Annotated in this window: 15 protein-coding genes and 1 other annotated feature; of the genes, 2 read left to right on the top strand and 13 right to left on the bottom strand. The window is 40.2% G+C overall.

Annotation, left to right across the window (positions count from 1 at the left end):
• Positions 1-555 precede the first annotated feature (555 nt).
• On the top strand, positions 556-3,066 hold the full coding sequence (locus tag AC625_RS17580; RefSeq protein ID WP_053178135.1) for a bifunctional 2',3'-cyclic-nucleotide 2'-phosphodiesterase/3'-nucleotidase: 2,511 nt from the start codon (positions 556-558) through the stop codon (positions 3,064-3,066).
• A gap of 458 nt (positions 3,067-3,524) precedes the next feature.
• Here AC625_RS17580 and AC625_RS17585 read toward each other — a convergent pair whose 3' ends face one another.
• The 10 genes from AC625_RS17585 to hemA form a co-directional block, all read right to left on the bottom strand.
• Complete coding sequence (locus AC625_RS17585) at positions 3,525-4,814, bottom strand: bifunctional folylpolyglutamate synthase/dihydrofolate synthase (protein ID WP_049682468.1); 1,290 nt, start codon at positions 4,812-4,814, stop codon at positions 3,525-3,527.
• Between the two features lie 359 nt (positions 4,815-5,173).
• On the bottom strand, positions 5,174-7,825 hold the full coding sequence (locus AC625_RS17590) for a valine--tRNA ligase (RefSeq protein WP_049682469.1): 2,652 nt from the start codon (positions 7,823-7,825) through the stop codon (positions 5,174-5,176).
• A gap of 80 nt (positions 7,826-7,905) precedes the next feature.
• Positions 7,906-8,140, bottom strand: a binding site (T-box leader).
• 418 nt (positions 8,141-8,558) lie between these two features.
• Complete coding sequence (gene ysxE, locus AC625_RS17595) at positions 8,559-9,620, bottom strand: spore coat protein YsxE (protein ID WP_049682470.1); 1,062 nt, start codon at positions 9,618-9,620, stop codon at positions 8,559-8,561.
• 279 nt (positions 9,621-9,899) lie between these two features.
• Positions 9,900-11,333 carry a LysM peptidoglycan-binding domain-containing protein gene (locus AC625_RS17600; protein WP_049682471.1) on the bottom strand — a complete coding sequence of 478 codons (1,434 nt, stop codon included), beginning with the start codon at positions 11,331-11,333 and terminating at the stop codon, positions 9,900-9,902.
• Between the two features lie 254 nt (positions 11,334-11,587).
• The gene (hemL, locus tag AC625_RS17605) at positions 11,588-12,877 is read right to left on the bottom strand and encodes a glutamate-1-semialdehyde 2,1-aminomutase (protein ID WP_049682472.1); all 1,290 of its coding nucleotides are present in this window, start codon (positions 12,875-12,877) and stop codon (positions 11,588-11,590) included.
• Between the two features lie 39 nt (positions 12,878-12,916).
• Positions 12,917-13,906 carry a porphobilinogen synthase gene (gene hemB, locus AC625_RS17610; RefSeq protein ID WP_049682473.1) on the bottom strand — a complete coding sequence of 330 codons (990 nt, stop codon included), beginning with the start codon at positions 13,904-13,906 and terminating at the stop codon, positions 12,917-12,919.
• A gap of 212 nt (positions 13,907-14,118) precedes the next feature.
• The gene (locus AC625_RS17615; protein WP_049682474.1) at positions 14,119-14,904 is read right to left on the bottom strand and encodes a uroporphyrinogen-III synthase; all 786 of its coding nucleotides are present in this window, start codon (positions 14,902-14,904) and stop codon (positions 14,119-14,121) included.
• Complete coding sequence (gene hemC / locus AC625_RS17620; RefSeq protein ID WP_049682475.1) at positions 14,904-15,836, bottom strand: hydroxymethylbilane synthase; 933 nt, start codon at positions 15,834-15,836, stop codon at positions 14,904-14,906. Before hemC ends, AC625_RS17615 begins: the two co-directional genes overlap by 1 nt.
• Before the next feature lie 9 nt (positions 15,837-15,845).
• Positions 15,846-16,676: a cytochrome C assembly family protein gene (locus AC625_RS17625; protein WP_049682476.1), complete on the bottom strand. Its 831-nt coding sequence runs from the start codon at positions 16,674-16,676 to the stop codon at positions 15,846-15,848.
• A gap of 12 nt (positions 16,677-16,688) precedes the next feature.
• A complete protein-coding gene (hemA, locus tag AC625_RS17630; protein WP_049682477.1) occupies positions 16,689-18,032 on the bottom strand; it encodes a glutamyl-tRNA reductase in 1,344 nt (447 codons plus the stop codon).
• A gap of 226 nt (positions 18,033-18,258) precedes the next feature.
• Here hemA and AC625_RS17635 point away from each other — a divergent pair, with 226 nt between their 5' ends.
• Positions 18,259-18,744 carry a LiaI-LiaF-like domain-containing protein gene (locus tag AC625_RS17635; protein ID WP_049682478.1) on the top strand — a complete coding sequence of 162 codons (486 nt, stop codon included), beginning with the start codon at positions 18,259-18,261 and terminating at the stop codon, positions 18,742-18,744.
• Positions 18,745-18,958: 214 nt separating this feature from the next.
• On the opposite strand, the gene yihA is transcribed toward AC625_RS17635, so the two are convergent.
• The 3 genes from yihA to lonB form a co-directional block, all read right to left on the bottom strand.
• Positions 18,959-19,540: a ribosome biogenesis GTP-binding protein YihA/YsxC gene (yihA, locus tag AC625_RS17640; RefSeq protein ID WP_049682479.1), complete on the bottom strand. Its 582-nt coding sequence runs from the start codon at positions 19,538-19,540 to the stop codon at positions 18,959-18,961.
• Positions 19,537-21,858 (bottom strand): endopeptidase La, encoded by a 2,322-nt coding sequence (gene lon / locus AC625_RS17645; protein WP_049682480.1) that lies wholly within the window; start codon positions 21,856-21,858, stop codon positions 19,537-19,539. The genes yihA and lon overlap by 4 nt, the downstream gene beginning before the upstream one ends.
• A 421-nt stretch (positions 21,859-22,279) precedes the next feature.
• On the bottom strand, positions 22,280-23,944 hold the full coding sequence (gene lonB / locus AC625_RS17650) for an ATP-dependent protease LonB (RefSeq protein WP_049682481.1): 1,665 nt from the start codon (positions 23,942-23,944) through the stop codon (positions 22,280-22,282).
• Between the last annotated feature and the right edge of the window lie 98 nt (positions 23,945-24,042).

Raw genomic sequence — 24,042 nt, forward strand, 5'->3', positions numbered from 1 at the left:
TGGTGCGTAAATCTCAAATTCAGAACATAAGTCCCGTAGCTTTATGATACGTTCCTAGAGAATATCGCTGGAAACTCTGAACTTAGTACCTGAAGATATCCCTGTTGCTTTGAAATAAAGTTTGATCATCTCCTACCTGTATTGCTCCACAATCACGCCCTTTTATTGAAGAACAATTAGGCTATATTTTTGTTTTCCACTTTACGGAAAGCACATATTTATAGTAAGTAAATATAGCCGATAGTAAACCAGCACCAAACAGTATACTGCCAATAATAACAAAGTTATTTTTATAAGTCTCAACTTATTTAAATCCAGAAACCTAACACATTATTGTCAATACACATTCATCTAGGATGATGCATACCCTAGATGAATGTATCAAAATATATTTTTATAAAAGGAAAAATACTAAATTCATAGCCTTCTTTTTTTATTAACTTACAAATTTTAACAATATTTATTTTTCGTATATTTAATAAACTCCCTAGATTTAATAGCAATAAAATGCTAGAATTCAATTGTTTGGAAACGCAATTATAGGGGGCAATAATGATGAAGAAAATGATTGGTAAAAAAACAATTGCTAGTGCGGCATTAGCATTAGGATTAATTATTCCACAAGTTGGACCGACACTTACATATGCTGAAGTTATGAATCATGATATCGTAAATCTACGAATTGTCGAGACGACAGATATTCATTCCAACGTTATGAATTATGATTACTATCAAGGGTCTTCTACAAATGAATATGGGTTAACAAAAGCAGCTAATTTAATCAAGCAAGTACGTGCAGAAGCAGATAATAGCTTATTGTTTGATAATGGAGATTTAATTCAAGGTAGCCCACTAGGAGACTATGTACATAATAATGATCTAATGAAGAATGGCTACGTTCATCCGGTCTATAAAGCTATGAATCAATTAGGTTATGATGCTGCAACAGTCGGTAACCATGAATTTAACTATGGTTTAACTTATTTAGATACTGCACTAAAGGGTGCTGATTTTCCGTACGTGAATGCAAACGTTTACGACACTAAAGGGAATAACTATTTTACTCCATTTGAAATACTAGAACGTGAAGTTAAAGATACGGATGGAGAAACACACAAGCTAAAAATAGGTGTGACTGGCTTTGTCCCACAAGGAATCTTGAACTGGGATGCAAAACATGTTTCTGGCAAGCTTGTCGTCGAGGACATTGTAAAATCAGCTAAAAAGGTAGTTCCTGAAATGAAAGCAGCAGGCGCAGATATCGTGGTTGTTTTGTCTCACTCTGGCATTGCTGAATATGATCAAAATGGCAAAATGAAAGATTATGAAGATGGCATGGAAAATGCTTCTTATTATTTGAGTAAAGTAGAAAGCATTGATGCCATTTTAACGGGACACCAGCATTTAATGTTCCCAAATGCAGCTAAACCTTCCTTCAAAGATGAAAATGGAATTGATAACACGAAAGGAACAATTAATGGAGTTCCTATGTTAATGCCTGGGTCGTGGGGGAATAACATCGGATTAATCGATTTAACCATTGAAAAGGTTGACGGTAAATGGGATGTTACAGCTGGACAAGCTAAATTAAAGCCTATTACAGCTGGAGAGCAAACCGTTAAGCCGGATCAGGCCATTGTCGATGCCGTTAAAACGGAACACGAAGCAACCATCAAGTATATGGAAAGCCCCGTTGGAGAATTGGTAGGCGATTTGAATACCTATTTCGCTTTGGTGAAAGATAACGCTGCAATGGAAATATTAAATAGAGCTCAAGCTTGGTATGTTGAAAAAGCCTTAAAAGGTACCCAATATGAGAATATACCAGTCATCTCTGCAGCTGCACCTTTTAAAGCAGGTCGAGGTGGTGTGGAGGATTTCACTAATGTAGAATCTGGAACGATTGTTTTGAAGAATATTGCTGATTTATACCAATTTGACAGTAATGTAGTGAATGCTGTCAAAGTAACGGGTTCGACTCTTAAAGAATGGTTAGAGTGGTCTGCTGGACAATATAATACAATTGACCCATCAAAAACGGAAGATCAAATGCTAATTAATAATGATTTCCCAACATATAACTTTGATGTTATTGATGGTGTAACCTATGAGATTGATGTAACATCTTTGCCGAAGTATGACAAAGGGCAAAATGTAATTAACGCTAATGCCAATCGGATTAAAAATCTGACATTCAATGGTAAACCAGTAACTGCTGATATGGAATTCATTGTCGCAACAAATGATTATCGTGCCTCAGGAAGCAAACTAATGAATCCGGGCGGAGTAAACACAATCCTAAAAGCTCCAGATTCAAATCGTCAAGCAATGATGGACTATGTAGTGGAAAATAAAAAAATCGATGCTGCAGTAAATAACAATTGGACATTTACTCCAGTTAATGCAGTTGTTACATTCCTATCAAATCCAAAAGCTGATGAACTAGCCAAATCAACGGAAAATATCACCTATACAGGCAAAACAGATGAAAAAGGCTTTGGTATCTTCAAAGTGGATCTTAGTAAACCGACAGCATCAGGATCATTCATTGATGTACAAGTAAACCATTGGGCTGGCGAATACATCAATAGTCTTGCAAAACAAGGAATCATAAAAGGCAAAACGCCAACAACATTTGACCCAAATGGCAACGTCACTCGTGGACAATTCGCGAGTCTACTCGTTCGCACTTTAGGCTTAACAGCTAAAGCGGGTGCACCGTTCAAAGATGTTTCTGGTGAACTAGCAAAAGAAGTTGCAGCAGCATTTGAAGCGGGCATAACATCAGGCACTACTTCAACTACATTCGACCCTAATAAACCGATTTCACGCTCACAAATGGTAACAATGCTAATCCGAGCATATGAAGTGAAAAATGGTAAAGTAACGAATGGAAAACAAACGCAATTCACAGATATTGAAACTTTAACCACGGAAACAAAAGCTGCCATTCAAAAAGCATTTGAGCTTGAATTAATCCAAGGATATGGAAAAGAGTTCAAGCCTGCCGATAATGCAACACGTGCTCAAGCAGCAAAAGTGGTTTACCTTTTAAATAATAAGTAAGTTCAATCTAGAGCGTCAGGAACCGCTCAGTACTATAACAAAGATAGGTGGACGGTGCCTGGCACCCTTATATTTTTTTATTTCAAGGGGTAGCTTCTGCTACCCCTTTTACTTTCAGTTCCTCATCAACAAACCATAATTGAACAATACAGCTGGAGTTTAAGGGTCAAAAGCCCCCCTATATTCATACAGGGTTTTATCAATCTTTTTATGTTCTAAAATATGGTGCCAAAAATACCCTAAGACAAGTTAAGGAAAAAAAGCACCGCAACATTTTTATAAACGTCGCGGCTCTATTTTAAACATCGCATCTTTTTTACAAACATCGTGACTTTATTTCAAAGCCACAATCCCCTCTTCAATCTTTACGAGCGAGATTCACGATTGGCGCGCCGGAGGCCATTTTACGCCCGAAATTCGTAAAGGCGTTCATTCCGGCGCGAATATTCCCATTTCGTTCAGCTTGTTTTTCTAATATAAGGGCGGGCCAATGCCAGAAAATAGAGCGATCCTGTGACAATGACTAAATCATTGGGATTCTGTAAATTTCGTGCATAATCGATTGCTTCCTGCCAATTGATCATCGCCTTTTTCCGCTCCAACTTACTCGTTTCTAACAATTCCTGAGCAGATGCTGCTCGCTTAAAGTCAATTTCCGTAAAGGTAATCGATGTCGCATGTTCATCTACCATTCTTAACACTTGTCGATAATCTTTATCTTTTAAGGCTGTAAAAACAAAATGATAATGGACATCTGGATATCTAGTTTGTAATGTTTCAAGTAAAACGGTCATGCCAGCAGGGTTATGAGCGCCGTCTAAAATGATCTGACCAGGTAACACTTCAAATCTTCCAGCCCAATGTGCCTTTGCCAAACCAGCCCGAATACTTTTTTCAGAGATTTCTAGCTGATACTCTTCAACTAACAGCTTTACTGCAGCAATCGCTAAAGCCGCATTATTCACTTGGTGACGGCCGAGCATTTTAAGATCGATTTGTTCAAGCGTTGTATTTCTCATTTTAAAAGAAAAACATTGACCGTCTTGAACTTGACTAGGCTCACTCACGAGGATTTCTTTATTTAGGCAATAATGGTTTGCGCCCTGTACTTTGGCATATTCCATTATAGCCGTAGCAGGTTCCTCTTCCGTTACGCCGCTAATAACAGGCACACCGCGTTTAATAATTCCAGCCTTTTCAGATGCGATTTCAGCCAGTGTATTGCCAAGTATATTCGTATGCTCTAAAGAAATCGATGTGATTATAGAAAGTAAAGGCGTTATGACATTTGTGCAGTCCAACCTTCCTCCTAAACCTGTTTCGACGATCGCAATGTCCATCTCGTTTTTTTGGAAATAGAGAAAAGAAATAACCGTAATAATTTCAAAAAAAGTCGCTCGATACCCCACCTTCCCTTCTTCTAAAAAAGGATAAATGGTATTCATATGTTCGATCATTTCTTCATCTGAGATCATCGTTTCATTAATCATCATTCTTTCGTTCACTTTTTCCAAATGCGGTGAAGTAAAACTACCCACTTTAAGTCCTTGGGCCATTAAGATTTCCTTCAAAGCATTCAAAGTCGAGCCTTTGCCATTTGATCCAGCAATATGGATCGATTGAAAGCTCTTTTCTGGATTCCTAAGCTCCTTTAAAAGATTCTCCATCCGCGCAAGCCCGAAATCCATCCCAAGCTTCGATTCTCTACTATATAAATAATCCATGACTTCTTCCATTGACTGAAACAAACCGACCACTCCCTAAAACTGTTCTATTTCTCGATTTAATAAAGGATCACATTTAACCATAACAAATTCCTAAAAAATAGACAAAAGGATTTTTTTCATGCACAGCTGATCATGTATTGGAGTTTACCAACCACATGAAGATTTCCTCACAAAGTACGGAAGTTTTCTAACCAACTTTTGCTTCAGCCGGCAACTAATAAAAAAGGATGACCCATAGAGTCATCTGGTACCTGTTTGAGTCATCCTTTTTTCGTGGATAAGGGGCGGGGTTCCGCCACCTTCATTAGGTGATACAGTTTTAAGATCCTGAACCTTTTTCCTCGTAGGGTTAAGAGCAGACGCTCAAGGTTGCTTTTTGTTTACAGCTGTTTCAATTCAATAATACGTTGATTAACAGCGTCACGTTTTTCAACATAGTCTTTTTCTTTCGCTTTTTCTTCCTCAATTACTTGTGCAGGAGCTTTTTTCACGAAGCCTTCATTGCCTAGTTTCTTTTGCACACGTTCCACTTCTTTGTTTAGTTTCTCAAGTTCTTTATCGAGGCGTTTGATTTCGTCTTCGATATTGATTAAGCCTTGAAGAGGTAGAATCAGCTCCACTCCTGTAACGACAGCTGTCATTGCTTGGCCTGGCTCATCTACTTTTGTACCAATTGTCAATTCCTCTGGATTACAGAATCGTTCAATATAGGCACGGTTATTTTGCAGGGTTGTGACAATGTTTTCATCTTTCGCTTTCAGAATCAGCTTGATTTTTTTGCTAAGCGGTGTATTTACTTCACTGCGAATATTACGTACAGAACGGATAATTTCAACAAGCAGCTTCATTTCCTCAGCGGCGATACTGTCAGAAAGATCAGTACGTACTTCCGGCCATGCAGTAACTGTGATAGATTCGCCATTATGCGGCAAGTTCTGCCATATTTCCTCGGTAATAAACGGCATGAATGGGTGCAATAAACGCATCGTGTTATCAAGAACATAGGCGAGAATGGAACGAGTCGTTTTCTTCGCTACTTCATCTTCACCGTATAATGGTAGCTTCGCCATTTCAATATACCAGTCACAGAAGTCATCCCAAATGAAGTTATAAAGAGCGCGGCCTACTTCACCGAATTCATATTTATCAGCAAGACGCGTAACTGTTTCAATCGTTTCGTTCAGACGAGTTAAGATCCATTTGTCTGCAACGGATTTTTCACCTGTCAAATCAATTTCTTCATATTTCATTCCATCCATATTCATCAAGGCAAAACGGGATGCATTCCAAATTTTATTGGCGAAATTCCATACTGCTTCAACCTTTTCTGTGCTGTAGCGAAGATCTTGGCCTGGTGAGCTTCCTGTTGATAAGAAGTAACGTAATGAATCCGCACCATATTGATCGATGACGTCCATTGGATCTACTCCATTACCAAGGGATTTACTCATTTTGCGACCTTGTTCATCACGTACGAGCCCATGAATGAGTACATCTTTAAATGGACGCTCGCCAGTGAATTCAATCGCTTGGAAAATCATTCGAGACACCCAGAAGAAGATAATGTCATAGCCTGTAACAAGTGAACCAGTTGGGTAGTAGCGTTTGAAATCGGCGCTTTCACGATCCGGCCAGCCCATTGTTGAAAACGGCCATAGTGCTGAACTGAACCATGTGTCAAGAACATCCGTATCCTGTTCCCAATTTTCACTGTCAGCAGGTTCTTCTTGACCGACATATATTTCTCCTGTTTCTTTATGATACCAAGCCGGGATACGGTGGCCCCACCAAAGCTGACGAGAAATACACCAATCACGGATATTCTCCATCCAGCGTAAATATGTTTTCTCAAAACGATCCGGTACGAAGTGAACTTTTTCTTCATCTGATCCTTGTTGAAGTTTAATCGCTTCATCTGCTAATGGCTGCATTTTGACGAACCATTGCGTAGACAAATACGGTTCAACGACAGCGCCACTTCGCTCAGAGTGACCGACAGAATGCATATGTTCTTCAATTTTGAAAAGAACGCCTTGTTCTTGTAAGTCTTTTACAATTTGTTTACGGCATTCGAAACGGTCCATTCCTTTGTAAATACCGGCCTTGTCATTCATTGAGCCATCTTCGTTCATGACAAGAATGCGCTCTAGATTGTGGCGGTTGCCAAGTTCAAAATCGTTTGGATCATGAGCTGGCGTAATCTTCACCGCACCTGAACCGAAATCTTTATCGACATAATCATCCGCAACAATTAGAATTTCGCGGCCAATAATCGGCAAAATAACATGCTTGCCAATTAAATGCTTGTAGCGGTCATCTTCAGGGTGAACAGCCACTGCCGTATCGCCTAGCATCGTCTCAGGACGAGTTGTCGCTACTTCAATAGACCCTGATCCATCCGCTAATGGATAGTTCATATGATAAAATGCACCTTGAATATCCTGATGAATGACCTCAATATCAGAAAGCGCCGTTTTAGTCGAAGGGTCCCAGTTAATAATGTATTCCCCGCGATAAATCAAACCTTTATTATATAGTTTGACGAACACTTCGCGCACTGCTTTAGAAAGCCCTTCATCTAAAGTAAACCGCTCTCTACTATAATCAAGACCTAAACCAAGCTTTGCCCATTGATCGCGGATATGGCCTGCATATTCTTCCTTCCAGCTCCAAGTCTCTTCAACAAATTTCTCACGTCCAAGGTCATAACGGCTAATTCCGTCAGCACGAAGCTTTTGCTCAACCTTTGCCTGTGTTGCGATTCCAGCATGATCCATCCCCGGAAGCCATAAAACATCATAGCCCTGCATCCGTTTCATTCTCGTAATAATATCTTGAAGCGTCGTATCCCATGCATGGCCTAGATGCAATTTACCCGTTACGTTTGGTGGTGGGATTACAATCGTGTACGGCTCTTTCTTTTCGTCACTTTCTGCTTTGAAATACTGTCCATCTAACCACCATTTATAGCGGCCCTTTTCAATGGACTGCGGATCATACTTTGTCGGCATCGTTAATTCTTCCATCTTCATTTCCCCCTTAAAAATGTTTTAAAGACAACTTAGAAAAGCAGTGAACATGTTGCTAGACAACAAAAAAACTTTCTTCATCACAAAAGGACGAAGAAAGTTGTTCGCGGTGCCACCTTTTTTCCGAAAAAAGAGTTCAATCCTTTTCTCGGCTCTTAAAGATTAGATAACGGCTTTTCGCCGGTTTCCGCTACTTTTATTGTTCACGGAAACTGCTCATGGACGACTTCTGATGGGACACACTTAGAAACCTTTCAGCAAACGGCTCCCTCTCTTGAAGCGATCTTTCATCATACTACTTCCAATCATAGCGGTTTATATGTAATTATTCATTAAGATTCATTTTACAAAAGAAATGTACCTAACGTCAATCATCTTCTCTGTTTTTTTACTATAATATTCAGCATTTCCGGAAATGTGATCATCTATTCACGTGATTCCACTTTTAACCATATAATATCGTATCACTTAAAAGTGAGGAGTTGGGCAATTTGAGACAACGTTATACTCCCTATACGCTGCCACCTTGGCTGAAAGGTATTCGTAATGTTTGCAGTCAGTTTATGTTACCGATATGTATTTTCCAGGCATTTCGTACTCTTTTATTTCCGACATTTTTAGACATCTTACTGCTTTCGATTATGGTCGTACTATTGGTTTCTTTTCGGCAAAATTGGTTATAAAGAAGCAAAAAATAATCCGAAGCGATATGTCACCTTTTAGCATTCACTTCGGATTATTCTGCATTCTGTTCTTGCTCTTGTTGTTGCTGTGCTTCTACAGCTGCTTTCTTTGCTCTTTCGTTTTCTTCGATTTTCATCACCATATACTCAATATTTTTCAATAACCAATATTGCCGTTGAAAATAACTGACGTATTGCAGTTCACTCCGACTTCCTTTTTTTTCAAAATATCCTTTTACCACAGCAATCGATGACTCTGGGTAAGCGAGATAGCTTTGAAATAACAGCACTTCCTCTGGCTTCAGAGGGAAATAGCGCATATAGTTGTAGAGAAGATCGACACAGTCATCGCACGGAAACGGATAGGTTCTTGCAGCCTCCACTAAGTACGGGAGTAAATCAAAATGTGGCGGTGCTGTTCTTGAATTTTCAAAGTTAATAAAGTAGCCATAGCCGCGATCATCGTATACATAGTGCTTCAATGAAACCTTGCCATGTGTCACAACTGTCCGTATCTTTTCATGATCTTTTGTTTTCTCATACCAGTCTTCTAGTTTTTTCGTTGAATATTCTAGCGCCTGTGAAAGGTCGGTATAGTACGTACAATACATCAGCTCAAATGGGGACATATACCATTTCTTTTCACAGCTTTCAGCAAATTCACGGAGAAATTCCAGCTGTTTCTTCCACTCTTCAATGGTCGCTTGATAATGTTCTTCACGTTCCTCTTCATTAACGGTAATTTCTCTTACAGACAAAGCATGCATACGGGCAAGCTCACGAAACATTTGCTTATTCCGTTCAGAGCGTTCTCCATCTTCCTGATCAGAAAGCCAAGGCATCAAATAATACAATCGACTATTGTGAAGTACCGCATAACGGCCGTCCATCGTTTGATAGATGGGAACAATTCGATTATACCCACGCTGATATAATCGCTGAATATTTCGAATAAAATCAATCCCAATATGAGGATCAATCGATTTGAGGGCAAAAACTCCTTTATCACTATATAGCTTTGTGATTTTACCCATATATTCAATATAGTACGTTTTTAACGAATAGTTACGAAGAACCGCTTCGGTTTCCATCTTACTGCTTTCATTATCCGTCATGGAATTCACTTCCAGCAATTAATTTCTGTATAAGTGCGTGTTCAAAAAGAAGAAGAAAAAGAGCCAAGAAGTTCTGAGAGCGCATCTCAAGAACCTTTCGCGTATGCAGAACGTTTGGGACCGGACTTGCACAGGATGTGCTAACTTCTGTGTTGCTCGTCAGGACGTGCGCGGTTTTAACAGAAGGTCATTCATGAGCTTGGATGCGGATTCGCAAGCTTTTTTGAACATCCTCTATAAGGAGGCAGAACGAGGGTCTAGCCCATTCTGCCTCCGCTTTTAATTTTTAGTAACTCTCACCTTAGGAACGTATAATACTTGACCTTCATAAATATCTTGGCTTGGTTCTAGTTCATTACTATTGAGGAGTGACTGTACACTGACTTCATAGCGTTCAGCCAAGCTATCTAATGTTTCTCCTTGCTGAACAATACATACTTTAATACCAATTAACTCTTCCTCTTTCTTTCTACCTAAAAAAGACGTTAACGAGAGATGATCTTCCCTTGTGGCCTCTTTTTCTGCCCCTTCTCGTTCAGGAGTTTTTTCACGTTCAGTTGGTTCTTTCTTAATTGATTTTTCTTCTTTCCGGCGGACAAAATCGAGTAATGGACCGTATTCTTTTTCTAACTGTGCATTCTCGGAAACATCCTCTGTGACAATTTCTAAAGCTCGGGGTACTTCTAAGATCTGCTCCATTTTAGGAGGTTCAACAGCATGTATCTCTTGTGTTTTTTTCGTTTTATTTGCATAGATTGGCCGTGATTCTTCTGCATCTTCAATGTCTGGCAATTTCCTAGCCTCTACAACAAATGGAGTGAATAACTCGTCCTCCTCTTCGTTTTCCACTTTTATTTCTCGGGATAAAGGGACTAGCTCTGTTTCTATTTTCTCTGATAAATAATCAATTCCTTCAGCCTCATTGGCCACTTCTTCTAGTCCACGATATAGGGAGACTGGCTCTGGATCGATTTCTTCAGCTTCTTTGGTCGCTTCTTCTAGTTCACGGTATAAAGAGATTGGCTCTGTTTCGATTTCCTCTGATGAATCATCGATTTCTTCAGCTTCATTGGCCACTTCTTCTAGTTCACGGTATAGGGAGACCGGTTCTGGTTCGATTTCCACATTCTCAGACGATGAATAACTCTCATCCTCGATTTCTACTTCCACCGTTTCTTCCCATGTTGAATCTGCTTCATCCCGCGCATCTTCTACCATTTCATATTCATCTGATTTTGAATGCGCTGCTCGTTCTTCAGATTTACTTTCCTGTCGCGAATCTTCAATTCCACTAATTAAAAGCTCCGCCTCAAGCTTCAAGCAATTTTTTTCAGGCATAAAATAATCAAAAGCATGGATATTCACATCAATATGATCTAGGGACTGTATGCGATTGTTTGGAATTGTAATATCAACAGGTATTCGGTGAATAAATTCGCTCAATCCGTCTTCTCTTTGATCCACACTATGAATCGTCTTTGGATAATAAGGCTGTGAATATCCAAGATCTGAAGCCCCCTCTTCTTCTCCAGCTTCCTTATACTCACCACTCAAATCCAATGAACCCCTAATCACTACATATTGATCACTCTCTTGAATGGTCACGTTTGGTTCAAGCGATAGTGAATAAAGCTCTTCTATCTCCTGTCCTTTCTGAAACCAGACTGATTCCTCTAAGGAAAATCGTAAAAACGATTGATTTTCGGTTGACAAACAAACTCCTCCTTCCAAACTCAGAAAACAAATAACGATGCCATTAACAATCTATGAATAGTGCTGAGATAATATGACGTGAAAATGAGGGGGGACCGAAGTAAGTTACTTTATTTCGAGGTGGGTTGTCACTTGTGAAGAAGACAGATGGAAAATTTGCAGTATTACATTTTGCCGCTTCTTTTGGGATTTGACGTATATTTTCATTACAGTAAAAAAAGCAGATTCCCAAAAGGTAAATCTGCTTTTTACTTTTATTTTTTCAACTTAGCAAATGCTTGTTCAGCAGCTGCGATTGTTTTTTCGATGTCTTCATCACTATGGGCGGTTGATAGGAATATCCCTTCGAATTGTGATGGCGGTAAGTATACGCCTTGTTCAGCCATTTCACGGAAATAGGTACCAAAGAAATTTAAGTCAGATTGTTTAGCTGTTTCGTAATTGATGACATCTTCGTTTGTAAAGAATAAGCCAATCATAGAACCCGCACGATTAAACGTATGTGGGATGTCATATATCTTGGCAACTTGACCAATGCCACTCTCCAACATATCCCCTTTACGGGTAAATTCTTGATACACTTCAGGTGTTAATTGACTCAATGTTTCCAGTCCAGCTGTCATCGCGAGCGGATTACCTGAGAGCGTACCTGCCTGATAAATCGTTCCGCTTGGGGCAACGCGTTCAAGTATCTCTCGTTTACCACCGAATGCGCCGACTGGTAAACCGCCGCCGATTACTTTCCCAAGACATGTAATATCAGGTGTTACGCCATAATATCCTTGGGCACAGTTGTAGCCGACACGGAATCCTGTCATCACTTCATCAAAAATTAATAGTGAACCGTATTCCTCCGTAATAGCTCGTAAGCCTTCAAGAAATCCTGGTTGAGGTGGGACAACTCCCATATTGCCGGCAACTGGTTCAACAATAATGGCCGCAATGTCTTCACCAAATTGTTCAAATGCGTACTTCACACTTGCCAAATCATTGTACGGAACTGTAATCGTATTTTTAGCGATGCCCTCAGGAACACCAGGGCTGTCCGGCAATCCAAGTGTCGCGACACCGGAACCTGCTTTAATTAATAATGAATCGCTATGGCCATGGTAGCAGCCTTCAAATTTCAAAATTTTATCGCGACCTGTATATCCGCGAGCAAGTCGTAAAGCACTCAATGTCGCTTCTGTTCCAGATGAAACCATTCGGATCATTTCAATCGAAGGGACTCTTTCGATGACTAGCTTCGCCAATTCATTTTCAATGAGTGTAGATGCTCCAAAGCTTGTACCTGTTTCTGCTACTTTTTTTAAAGCCTCCACGACGCGCTCATTCGTATGTCCTAAAATAAGCGGACCCCATGATAACACATAATCGATATATTCATTACCATCGATATCATAAATTTTCGAGCCTTTTCCCCGTTCCATAAAAATAGGATCCATATCCACCGATTTGAATGCGCGAACCGGACTATTGACACCGCCAGGCATTAAGTTCTGAGCTTCAACAAAAGCTTGTTTTGATTTTTCATATGAACGCATGATACTCCCCATTTCATCGTTTATTTTAGAAATAGTTTCTTACTTTATATCATCAAGATAGCGTGCAGCGTCTTTCGCAAAGTATGTAATGATTAAATCCGCTCCGGCACGTTTCATTCCTGTTAGCATTTCTAAGACAATCGACTTTTCATCTACCCAGCCGTTTACTGCAGCTGCTTTTACCATTGAGTATTCACCACTTACATTATAAGCAACAACTGGCAGAGTCGTATAATTTTTCACGTCGCGAATAATATCTTGATAAGAAAGTGCTGGCTTGACGATAAGGAAATCTGCCCCTTCATCTATATCCGATTCCGCTTCACGGAACGCTTCCATCCGGTTAGCAGGGTCCATTTGGTAGGTCTTTCTGTCTCCAAACTGTGGAGCGCCATTTGCTGCATCGCGGAAAGGACCGTAATAGGATGAAGCATATTTAACCGCATACGACATGATTGGCACGTCTTCAAAACCTGCTTCATCAAGCCCAGCGCGTATCGCTGCAACGAAACCATCCATCATATTGGAAGGAGCGATAATATCGGCTCCAGCTTCTGCTTGACTAATTGCAGTTTTGGCAAGTAAGTTGAGGGAAGCATCATTTAAAATTTTCCCGCCTTCTACAACGCCGCAATGACCATGGCTTGTATACTCACAAAGACAAGTATCAGCAACAACGATCAGTTCAGGATATTTTTCCTTAATCAAGCGTGTAGCTACTTGTACAAGTCCGTTATGGCTAAATGCGCCCGTACCTTCTTCATCTTTATCATGCTCATATGGTACACCGAATAAGATGACCGATTTAATGCCAAGACTTGTCACTTCATCTACTTCAGTCAAGAGGTTATCCATGGAAAGCTGAAAAACCCCTGGCATAGAAGCGATTTCATTTTTTATATTCTCACCATCAATGACGAAGATCGGGTAAATAAAATCTTCCTTATGTAAATGTGTTTCTCGAACAAGTGAGCGCATTCCAGCACTTGCACGAAGACGACGGTGTCTTGTAAATTGAATGTCTTTCATATGAATTCCTCCCTAAGAATGGTTTGCACGAAGGACAAGGGGACGTCTTTCGCGATTTTAAAATATCGGCAATCTACTAAGATATCAAATTTCTTCATACTAAAACAAGTGTACTCAAAGCAGCTTCACACCACCATCTTTAGGATGAGGTGCGTTTAGCGTGATTCACGATTTGTCCTTCATAGCATATGGTGGCGTTAGAAACGCCTTACTTATTTTGTATGTTTTCTTGTTATGTATTCCACCAAGCAATCAATCATAGCTTCTGCTGTGTATACTTCTGGACAAACAGCTACGGATAAGCCATATGATTCGGCTGTTTTCAAAGCGATTGGACCGATACAGGCAAAAATAAGTTTATCTAAATTCGCTTGCAAATTGTGTTTTTTTACGATTTTCATAAAGTGATGGACCGTTGACGAACTGGTGAACGTAACAATATTCAATCGTTCTAAAGAAAGCAAGTCTAAAAGCTGTTGCTCGCTTTCTTCAGGCAATACCGTTTGATAAATAATCATTTCCTGGCATTGTGCCCCTGCCTCACGAATTTTTTCGGCAATAACCGTACGAGCCAAATTTCCTTTCGCAATGAGGACACGCGAGCCACGCTTTAACATAGGATTAAATTCCTCTACAAAGGCTTCCGCTACAAAATGTAAGGGGACAAAATCCGGGCTATAGCCGCGACTCATAAGGTACTCTTCTGTTTTACTGCCGATTACAGCAATCCGTGGCAATTTTACTGGTGCCTGTTCTTCTAGGAGACGGAAAAAGTAGTCGACTCCGTTTTGGCTCGTAAGAATTAACCAGTCATATTCATGAATATGACGAATATAATGGTTGAGCTGTTCGACGTTATCAGGCAGGATAAAATCAATGAGTGGCACGACGACAGCGTCGCCGCCATAACTCTCCACTTTTTCTACTAAGCTCGCTGCCTGACTTTTCCCTCTCGTAATGAGAACATGAGAACCTTTTAGAGGGCCGGACTCATTCATTACTGATTGAGCTCCTCTTTTACAGAATCAATTAATTCCTTCGCGCCTTTTTCCGTTAAGATCCGGGCCGCTTCAATGCCGATTTCTTGAGGATTTTCCCCTGTAACCACTTCTTTGAAAATCGTTTTCCCATCAGGAGATGCCACGAGCGCCGTTAATTCAATACTTCCCGCATCTTTTGCAATAGCGAATCCTGCAATTGGAACTTGGCAGCCGCCCTCCATTTTATCAAGAAATGCCCGCTCTGCTTCAACTGTTGCCTTCGTTTCGTTAGACGTCAGTTTTTCCAATTGTTCTAACAGTTCAGCATCTGATTCCCTACATTCGATAGCAAGTGCCCCTTGCCCAACAGCAGGCAGGCAAAGCTCAGGTTCAAGGAATTCTGTTACGACATCTGATTTCCAGCCCATTCTCGCGAGTCCCGCAGCTGCAAGGATGATAGCGTCATAATCTTCGTTCTTTAGTTTTTCAAGACGAGTATCGATATTGCCTCGAATCCATTTAATTTCAAGGTCAGGACGTTCAGCCAACAATTGTGCACTGCGACGCAAACTGCTCGTTCCAACGATTGCACCAGGCTTTAAATCAGCAAGTTTAATATGGTCCTTAGAAATCAAGGCATCGCGGTGATCCTCTCTTGGTGGAATGCAGCCAATTGTTAAGCCGTCCGGCAGTACAGCAGGCATATCTTTCATACTATGAACAGCCATATCAATGTCCTTATTTAAAAGTGCTTGCTCGATTTCTTTAACAAATAGGCCTTTTCCGCCAACTTTAGATAAGGTCACATCAAGGATTTGATCTCCTTTTGTCACAATTTCTTTTACTTCAAATTCATAAGGAACACCAAGCTCCTTTAATTGATTAATCACCCAGTTAGTCTGTGTAATAGCAAGCCTGCTTCGTCTTGAACCGACAATTATTTTTCTCATGATATCCTCCTATGTAGTCCATAAATGAAATGTGGAAAGACTTCCGAAAAGGAAAAAGTTAATCAGGACCGTCAAAAATGAAGCCAAATTGAGATAGGCTAATGTTTTTCCATACATTTGCTTTCGGACCTTTAAATATAAATAGACACTGTATACAATGAGCACTAAAAATGATCCAAGGATTTTTGGATCAAACCATACGACATCTGGCACTTTGATATAGGCCCACTGCAACCCTAGAATAAGTGATAGGATTAACATCGGAACGCCAATTACCGCGAGCACATAAGACATATGCTCAAGCTTGGTTAAATCACCAAGCCGTAACAGACGCTTGCCCCATTTTTTCCTTTTTAATAAATCGTATTGAATTAAATACAATAACGAAAATACAAAGGAAAGCGATAGAGCCCCGTATGATAGGATTGCCAGTGTGATATGTATGAGCAAAAGTTCTGAAACGAGCTGTTGTGCAAGTACCTTTGACTCAATATGAACCGGTGCAAACGTGTGAATTGCCATCACGATGAACCCTAATACATTCGTAAAAAACACGGTAAAATCAACAGGAAGCAATTTATTCATGATCAAGGATAACGTGATCAGCACCCAAGCGTAAAAATAAAGTCCTTCAAAAATGGTCAGCACGGGAAATCGTCCCGTTTGCAGTACGTATAAAAGTAGAAAGATCGTTTGCAGAACCCAAACAATAGCAAGTAACCAGAAAGCTCCTTTGTTTGCCTTCTGGTTATTATGAAGAAAATCAATAAAATATAAGAGCACACTTGCTGCATAAATTAATACGGTCACTTCATGCAATCTTGTCATAATCAATTCCATATCGTACTCCAATTACACTTGAACAGGGACTGGTTTAACCTGTGCCACTTTTCTTTTTTCTTGTTGTACAGGCATGCTGGAATCTTCAACTAAATCTTCCAAATGAAAAATCTTCACAAAACGATCCAAAGCTTCTTTTGCATTTGGTTCGACCGCTATTTCTTTCGCATAGAGAATTGGGTCTTTCAGCATTTGGTTAATGATGCTCTTCGTATGCTTACTGATTAGCTTTCGATCACGTTCACTTAAATGGGGAAGCTTACGCTCAAGACTTACCATTGTTTCGGATTGGATCGATAAAGCCTTCTCCCTAAGTGCTGAAATCACTGGCACAACACCTAAGACGCTTACCCACTGATTAAATTCAACAATCTCGGATTCAATCATCATGTAAATACTCTCGGCTGCTTTTTTTCGTTCCTGCATGTTCGCTTCTACGATTCCTTCAAGATCATCAATGTCATATAAGAAAATATTTTCATGTTCCGCTATCGCAGGATCTAAGTCACGTGGAACAGCAATATCAACCATCAGGATGGGGCGGCCTTTACGCATCTTATTCACAAAGGTCATCATTTCTTTATTAATGACGAAATCCTTCGCACCAGTTGAACTAATGAGAATATCTGCTTCCACAAGCGCACATTGCAACTCTTGCAACTGCTTCGCTTTCCCAGAAAAGCGGTCAGCTAAAGCAATGGCTTTCTCATGTGTGCGGTTAATGACTGTGATATCATCTGCTCCATTGCTGTGGAGATTTTGAATGGCGAGTTCACCCATTTTACCTGCACCTAGAATCAAGGTATTCTTTCCCGTTAATCCGCCAAATATCTTCTTAGCTAACTCAACTGCTGCATAACTAACAGATACTGCATTTGTATTGATTTCTGTTTCGGAATGAGCTTTTTTTGCTAAAGTTAATGATTGCTTAAAAAGATGATTGAACACGGTGCCGATTGTTGATTCTTTTTGGGCTTCCATATAGCTTGAACGTACTTGTCCAAGTATTTGCGTTTCACCAAGAACCATCGAATCTAATCCACAGGCCACTTTAAATAGATGCTCAATCGCACCCTCGCCTTCATAGATTGTCAGATAGGAAGAAAACGCTTCCCTCTCAATATTGAACCATTCAGAAAGAAACTCTTTTATATAATATCTACTTGTGTGTAATTGATCTGCTACCGCATAAATTTCGGTACGGTTACATGTCGAAATAATCACATTTTCGAGAATACTTTTTTTATTTTTTAACGCTTTCATTGCTAAAGCAAGTTCCGCTTCATTGAATGATAATTTCTCTCGAATTTCGACAGGGGCAGATTTGTAATTCAAGCCTACCGCTACTATATGCATCTTTTCGTTTGCACCCCCCAGTAAATTCAATACTCAACAAACTATATTATATCATTTATATTTTACTTAAAACGTCAAAATTATGAACAGTTCATGAAAACGATATGCTAACATAGAATTGTTACCTAATCTTCATTTTACATAAGTGGATTCGACAATTAATCTATATAAAAGAACCATAACAAAAATCGAAACGAACTTCAAGTAATCAAACTAGGAGGTCCTAATGAAAACTCAGCGTATGTTTCCCGGAATTATTTTACTCGGCTTCGGTCTTTATTTCTTGCTTCAACAGTATCATCTCATTCTATTTGAAGGCTTTTTCAATTGGCCAACTGTTCTTTGTATCATCGGAGCTGCTTTTTTAGGAGAAGCTTATGGTGGAAAACAGGCTCACGCCATCCTTCCAGGTGTTATCCTTTTTGGAACCGGCCTGCACTTTCATCTAGTGGGCAGTCTTGCTTTTTGGCCCAATCACATTGGTGTTCTCCTACTCATTGTTGCCATTGGGTTTCTTTTGCAGGCAAGTAAAACGAAATCAAGCCTATCTCAAGGAGTCCTGCTCCTTATTATTGCCATCATAACTGTCTATTATGACCAGTTAATCAGCCTATTCGGACTGAGCGAAACAACACTCGCAAACTCAGCTTCCTATTGGCCGTTCCTTGTTATGGGGCTTGGCATCTATATTCTTTTTATTAAAAAAAAGTAATCTTTCGCGTCTACAGTAATACGTGAGGACAAGACGTTTGTGATTTTAACAGAAGATCATTAATGAGTGATGACACAATTCGCAAGCTTTTTTTACCGGACTTTTTGAGCGTCCTCTTATAACGAAAGGGTCAGACCCCACATCTCTCATATCCGTTTACGTGGCGTGTACATGTCACGATAAACAATGTGTAGTGTGAGGTCTGACCCTATTCTTACATATACTTCTTCAACAATCCCCAAGCTTCGTCTTTCCCTTGGCCCGTTTCACCAGAGAAAACGATGGTTTCGTCTTCTTTTTCCATACCCAATGTCTCACGTGTCACTTTCAAATGCTTTTGCCATTTCCCTTTTGGGATTTTGTCCGCTTTCGTCGCAACGACAATGACAGGTAAATCATAATGCTTAAAGAAGCCATACATCATAATATCATCTTTCGTCGGTGGATGGCGCAGGTCAACGATTAACAATGCTGCCTTAAGCTGGTCACGATTGGTAAAATACGTTTCAATCATTTTCCCCCATGCTGCCCGCTCCGTTTTAGAAACTTTTGCGTAGCCGTATCCAGGTACGTCAACAAAGTGCAGCATGTCGTTAATGATGTAAAAATTTAACGTTTGCGTCTTTCCTGGCTTTGAAGATGTCCGTGCAAGATTTTTGCGATTAATCATCTTATTGATAAAGCTGGATTTGCCGACGTTTGATCTTCCTGCAAGGGCGAACTCCGGAAACGGTTCATTCGGGTACTGTTCCGGCTTCACCGCACTGATGACGATATCGGCACTTGTTACTTTCATTCTGTTTCACCTACCAATGCATGTTCCAACACTTCATCAACATGAGAAACGAGAACAAATTCTAATTCTTTTCGGACACTTTCCGGTATGTCGTCAATGTCTTTTTCATTATTTTTCGGGATAATGATTTTCGTCAAACCTGCCCGGTGCGCAGCTAATGATTTCTCTTTTAAACCGCCTATCGGAAGCACGCGTCCACGCAAAGTAATTTCGCCTGTCATCCCTACTTCTCGATGAATCGGTCGACCTGTTAAAGCAGATATTAACGCTGTTGCAAGAGTAATCCCTGCTGAAGGTCCATCTTTTGGAACGGCTCCTTCTGGTACGTGGATATGAATATCTTGCTTTTCGTGGAAATTTGCGTCAATTCCGAGTTGCTCCGTTTTCGTACGAACAAAACTAAAGGCTGCCTGGGCAGATTCCTTCATAACATCGCCTAATTGTCCTGTCAAAACAAGCTTCCCTTTTCCTGGTGAAAGAGACACTTCGATTTGTAGCGTATCTCCGCCTACTGTTGTATAAGCAAGACCGGTTGCAACACCTACTTGATCCTCAGTTTCTGCTTGACCGTAATGGAAAATGGTTTTTCCTAGGAAGTCTTCTACGTTTTTCTCACTAATTACTACTCGCTTTTTCTCACCGGATACGATAATTTTCGCGGTTTTACGGCAAATACTAGCTAATTGACGTTCCAGGCTTCTGACACCCGCTTCTCTTGTGTAATAGCGAATAATATTGATTAGTGCATCTTCACGAACTTGAAGCTGGGTCTTTTGCAAACCGTGATTCTCCATTTGACGAATAAGTAAATGATCTTTTGCGATATGAAGTTTCTCAATCTCCGTATACCCTGCAATGGAGATGATCTCCATCCGATCCCGTAACGGTCCTGGTATCGTCGCCAAGTTATTAGCTGTCGCAATGAACATCACTTTTGAGAGATCATAGGTTTCTTCAATATAATGATCACTGAAATGATTGTTTTGTTCCGGGTCCAACACCTCAAGCATCGCAGCGGAAGGATCACCTCTAAAATCATTGGACATTTTATCGATTTCATCTAATAAAAACACCGGATTAATCGTTCCTGCTTTTTTCATTCCTTGAATGATTCGTCCTGGCATCGCACCAACATACGTTCTTCTGTGCCCGCGAATTTCTGATTCGTCACGCACTCCACCAAGCGAAATCCGAACGAAATTGCGATTCATCGACGTCGCAATCGAACGTGCGAGGGAGGTTTTCCCTACTCCAGGCGGCCCGACAAGGCAAAGAATCGGTCCTTTAAGCGACTGTGTTAATTGCTGGACAGCCAAATATTCAAGCACACGTTCTTTCACTTTTTCAAGACCGTGATGATCACGATTCAGCACTTTTTCAGCCTTTTGAATATTGAGGTCATCCTTCGTCGCCTTGGACCACGGAAGCGTGATGAGCCATTCAATATAATTACGGATGACGGAGCTTTCTGCAGAGGATGAAGGGACTTTCTCATATCGATCCAATTCCTTCATAGCCGTTTCCTTAATGTGCTCTGGCATCCCAACTTCATTAATTTTCTCAGTTAGGACGGCTATTTCTCCAGTTTTTCCTTCTTTATCGCCAAGTTCTTTTTGAATTGCCTTCATTTGTTCTCGCAAATAATACTCTTTTTGCGTTCTTTCCATTGAACGTTTCACGCGCTGGCCAATTTTCTTCTCGAGGTTTAATACCTCTTTTTCATTATTGATGATTTCGATTATTTTGCTTAATCGTTCTTTTACATCAATGGTTTCTAAGATTTCCTGTTTTTCTTTTGGCTTTAACGGTAAATGGGAAGCTACTACATCCGCAAGCCTGCCAGGTTCTTCAATGTCTGCCGTTACGGCAAATGTTTCAGGCGTAATTTTCTTTGACATCTTTATGTACTGTTCAAAGTATTCCAACAGTGTGCGCATCAATGCCTGATGCTCAATTTCCTTCTCATCGCTGTCTTCATACACTTCGACTTTCGCTGAAAATTGTGTCTCATTATCATAGAATTCAATAATTTGCGCCCTGTTCAGCCCCTCTACCAATACACGGATTGTACCGTTTGGGAGCTTAAGCATTTGCTTCACTTTTGTTAAGGTTCCCATCTGATAGATATCTTCTTCACCTGGTTCTTCTAGGGAAACATCTTTTTGTGTTGTTAAAAAGATTAGATGGTCCCCCACCATTGCTTTTTCCAAAGCCTGTACCGATTTGTCACGCCCAACATCTAAATGTAGCACCATTGTAGGATATACAAGTAAGCCTCTTAGCGGCAGGAGGGGGACGATGATTTCTTTATCAGCCATGCCTGACACCTCCAATAATTTATCATATCGTCTAGTTTTTTAGATTGACCAGTGTAACAATTCTAACGTATTTATAAGAACGTGTCTATCTGGCAAGCTTATTCCTCTTTTATTATCTCCAAAAATAAAACAATACGCACGTGAAACCAAATATTTGATGTTTATTAGCAGAAAAAACGTTACCAATTATCACCTGTAGAATACTAGTTATTTTTACACGTCTAAAATTGCCTAGGTGACACGCAAACAGTAGATAATCAAAAGCAATCGGCTTGCTTGTGCTAGACATCAAAAGCCACCGGAAAAAACGTATACTAAAAAAAAGGGGCAAACCTCGCAATTCCTTTATTCAGTACGAATCCAGTGCGCTTAACACTATATCCTTTGAATAGAGTACGAGATCAGACCCTTTTAAGACTCTTTATACACTTTCCCTTTTGGTTAAATCGAGCTGTGGCAGGATTTGTTCAGGAATAATATCTTTCCTTAATGCTATTTCGAAGACTTCTTTCACTGTTTTCACTGGGATGATTTCAATTCCGTCTATTTCATTCAGTAACGGCTGCATATTTTCGTAAGGAATAATCACCTTTTTTGCTCCCGCAAGCTTAGCTGCTTTAATTTTCGGAATAACCCCACCAATCGGTTTAACATGACCATGGATACTGATTTCTCCTGTCATCGCCACTGTATTTTCTGCAGGAATTTTGTATATAGCAGAGTAGATTCCGCTCGCCATCGCAATTCCGGCAGATGGTCCGTCCACAGGGCTACCTCCTGGGAAGTTGACATGAATATCAAATTGGTCAGCAGGAACCCCCATTGAACGAAGAACAGTAATAACATTTTCGATTGAGCCTTTTGCCATACTTTTTCTACGGATAGATTTCCCGTTTCCGCCAATGCTTTCTTCTTCCACGATTCCGGTAATATTAATGCTTCCTTTGTCAAGCGCAGGCATGACGGTTACTTCAATTTCAAGTAGTGCTCCGCTATTTGGACCGTAAACAGCAAGTCCATTAATCCGGCCAATTTTCGGCTTGTCATCGATTTTCCGGTCCATTCTTGGCGTCAGTTGACTATTGTGAGCCATCCAAGCTATATCTTCTTCCTTAATGTAATCGCGATCTTCTGTAATGGAAATACCCGCTAGCGTTTGAACCATATTTACAGCTTCCCTGCCATTTCGGGCATATTCGGCGATTGTTTCAAGACCTTTATCGCTGATTGTCATCTCTACCTTGTCAGACGCTTTTTTGGCAATCGAAATAATTTCTCCAGGATCAAGTTCTCTAAAAAAAACTTCAATACAGCGCGAACGGATAGCAGGAGGAATTTCATTCGGGGTTCTTGTTGTTGCACCAATCAAGCGAAAATCCGCTGGCAATCCATTTTTAAAAATATCATGGATATGAGTTGGAATATTCGTATTTTCCTCTGAATAATACGCACTTTCTAAAAATACCTTACGATCTTCTAGCACTTTAAGCAGTTTATTCATTTGAATAGGATGAAGCTCACCAATTTCATCTATGAACAGGACGCCACCATGTGCGTTACTTACTGCCCCTTGCTTTGGCTGCGGAATCCCCGCTTGTCCCATGGCACCAGCTCCTTGATAGATTGGATCATGAACAGAGCCAATTAGTGGATCTGCAATGCCTCGTTCATCAAATCTGGCTGTTGTTGCATCCAATTCTACAAATACGGCCGATTTTTGAAACGGCGATTTCTTATTGCCCTTTGCTTCCTCTAAAACAAGCCTTGCGGCAGCTGTTTTTCCGACACCTGGTGGGCCATATACGATAACATGCTGTGGATTTGGACCGCAAAGCGCAGCCTTTAACGTCTTAATTCCATCTTCCTGTCCAACAATATCAGCAAATGTAATCGGCCTTACACGTTCTGATAGTGGTTCTGTTAGTGAAATAGACCGCATTTTTCGAAGCTGATCCATTTCTTTTCTAGAGTCACGATCAATCGATACCTTTTGTGTCCTTTGTCCCTTAAGTAAATTAAAAAAATACATACCAATCACAATACCAAAAAACAGCTGAATTAATAACGCGATTCCTGTCCAATTCATTGCCTTTCCCTCCTGCATTCACCAAGTATGTAAATGATAGTATCTCCTTTGCCCTAATGAATCATCCATCTTTTTTTACGGATAAGGAGAACATAGAT

The sequence above is a fragment of the Peribacillus loiseleuriae genome, from assembly GCF_001183985.1.
In the GTDB taxonomy this organism is placed as follows: domain Bacteria; phylum Bacillota; class Bacilli; order Bacillales; family DSM-1321; genus Peribacillus; species Peribacillus loiseleuriae.

Excerpts from the sequence above, each read along its gene's own strand:
- lon (WP_049682480.1), bottom strand. The coding sequence starts at position 21,858 with ATGGCTGATAAAGAAATCATCGTCCCCCTCCTGCCGCTAAGAGGCTTA.
- AC625_RS17625 (WP_049682476.1), bottom strand. The coding sequence starts at position 16,676 with ATGGAATTGATTATGACAAGATTGCATGAAGTGACCGTATTAATTTAT.
- AC625_RS17615 (WP_049682474.1), bottom strand. The coding sequence starts at position 14,904 with ATGAATGAGTCCGGCCCTCTAAAAGGTTCTCATGTTCTCATTACGAGA.
- ysxE (WP_049682470.1), bottom strand. The coding sequence starts at position 9,620 with ATGACGGATAATGAAAGCAGTAAGATGGAAACCGAAGCGGTTCTTCGT.
- yihA (WP_049682479.1), bottom strand. The coding sequence starts at position 19,540 with ATGAAAGTAACAAGTGCCGATATCGTCATCAGTGCGGTGAAGCCGGAA.
- hemB (WP_049682473.1), bottom strand. The coding sequence starts at position 13,906 with ATGAAAGACATTCAATTTACAAGACACCGTCGTCTTCGTGCAAGTGCT.
- hemC (WP_049682475.1), bottom strand. The coding sequence starts at position 15,836 with ATGAGAAAAATAATTGTCGGTTCAAGACGAAGCAGGCTTGCTATTACA.
- AC625_RS17580 (WP_053178135.1), top strand. The coding sequence starts at position 556 with ATGAAGAAAATGATTGGTAAAAAAACAATTGCTAGTGCGGCATTAGCA.
- AC625_RS17590 (WP_049682469.1), bottom strand. The coding sequence starts at position 7,825 with ATGAAGATGGAAGAATTAACGATGCCGACAAAGTATGATCCGCAGTCC.
- hemL (WP_049682472.1), bottom strand. The coding sequence starts at position 12,877 with ATGCGTTCATATGAAAAATCAAAACAAGCTTTTGTTGAAGCTCAGAAC.
- AC625_RS17635 (WP_049682478.1), top strand. The coding sequence starts at position 18,259 with ATGAAAACTCAGCGTATGTTTCCCGGAATTATTTTACTCGGCTTCGGT.
- hemA (WP_049682477.1), bottom strand. The coding sequence starts at position 18,032 with ATGCATATAGTAGCGGTAGGCTTGAATTACAAATCTGCCCCTGTCGAA.
- lonB (WP_049682481.1), bottom strand. The coding sequence starts at position 23,944 with ATGAATTGGACAGGAATCGCGTTATTAATTCAGCTGTTTTTTGGTATT.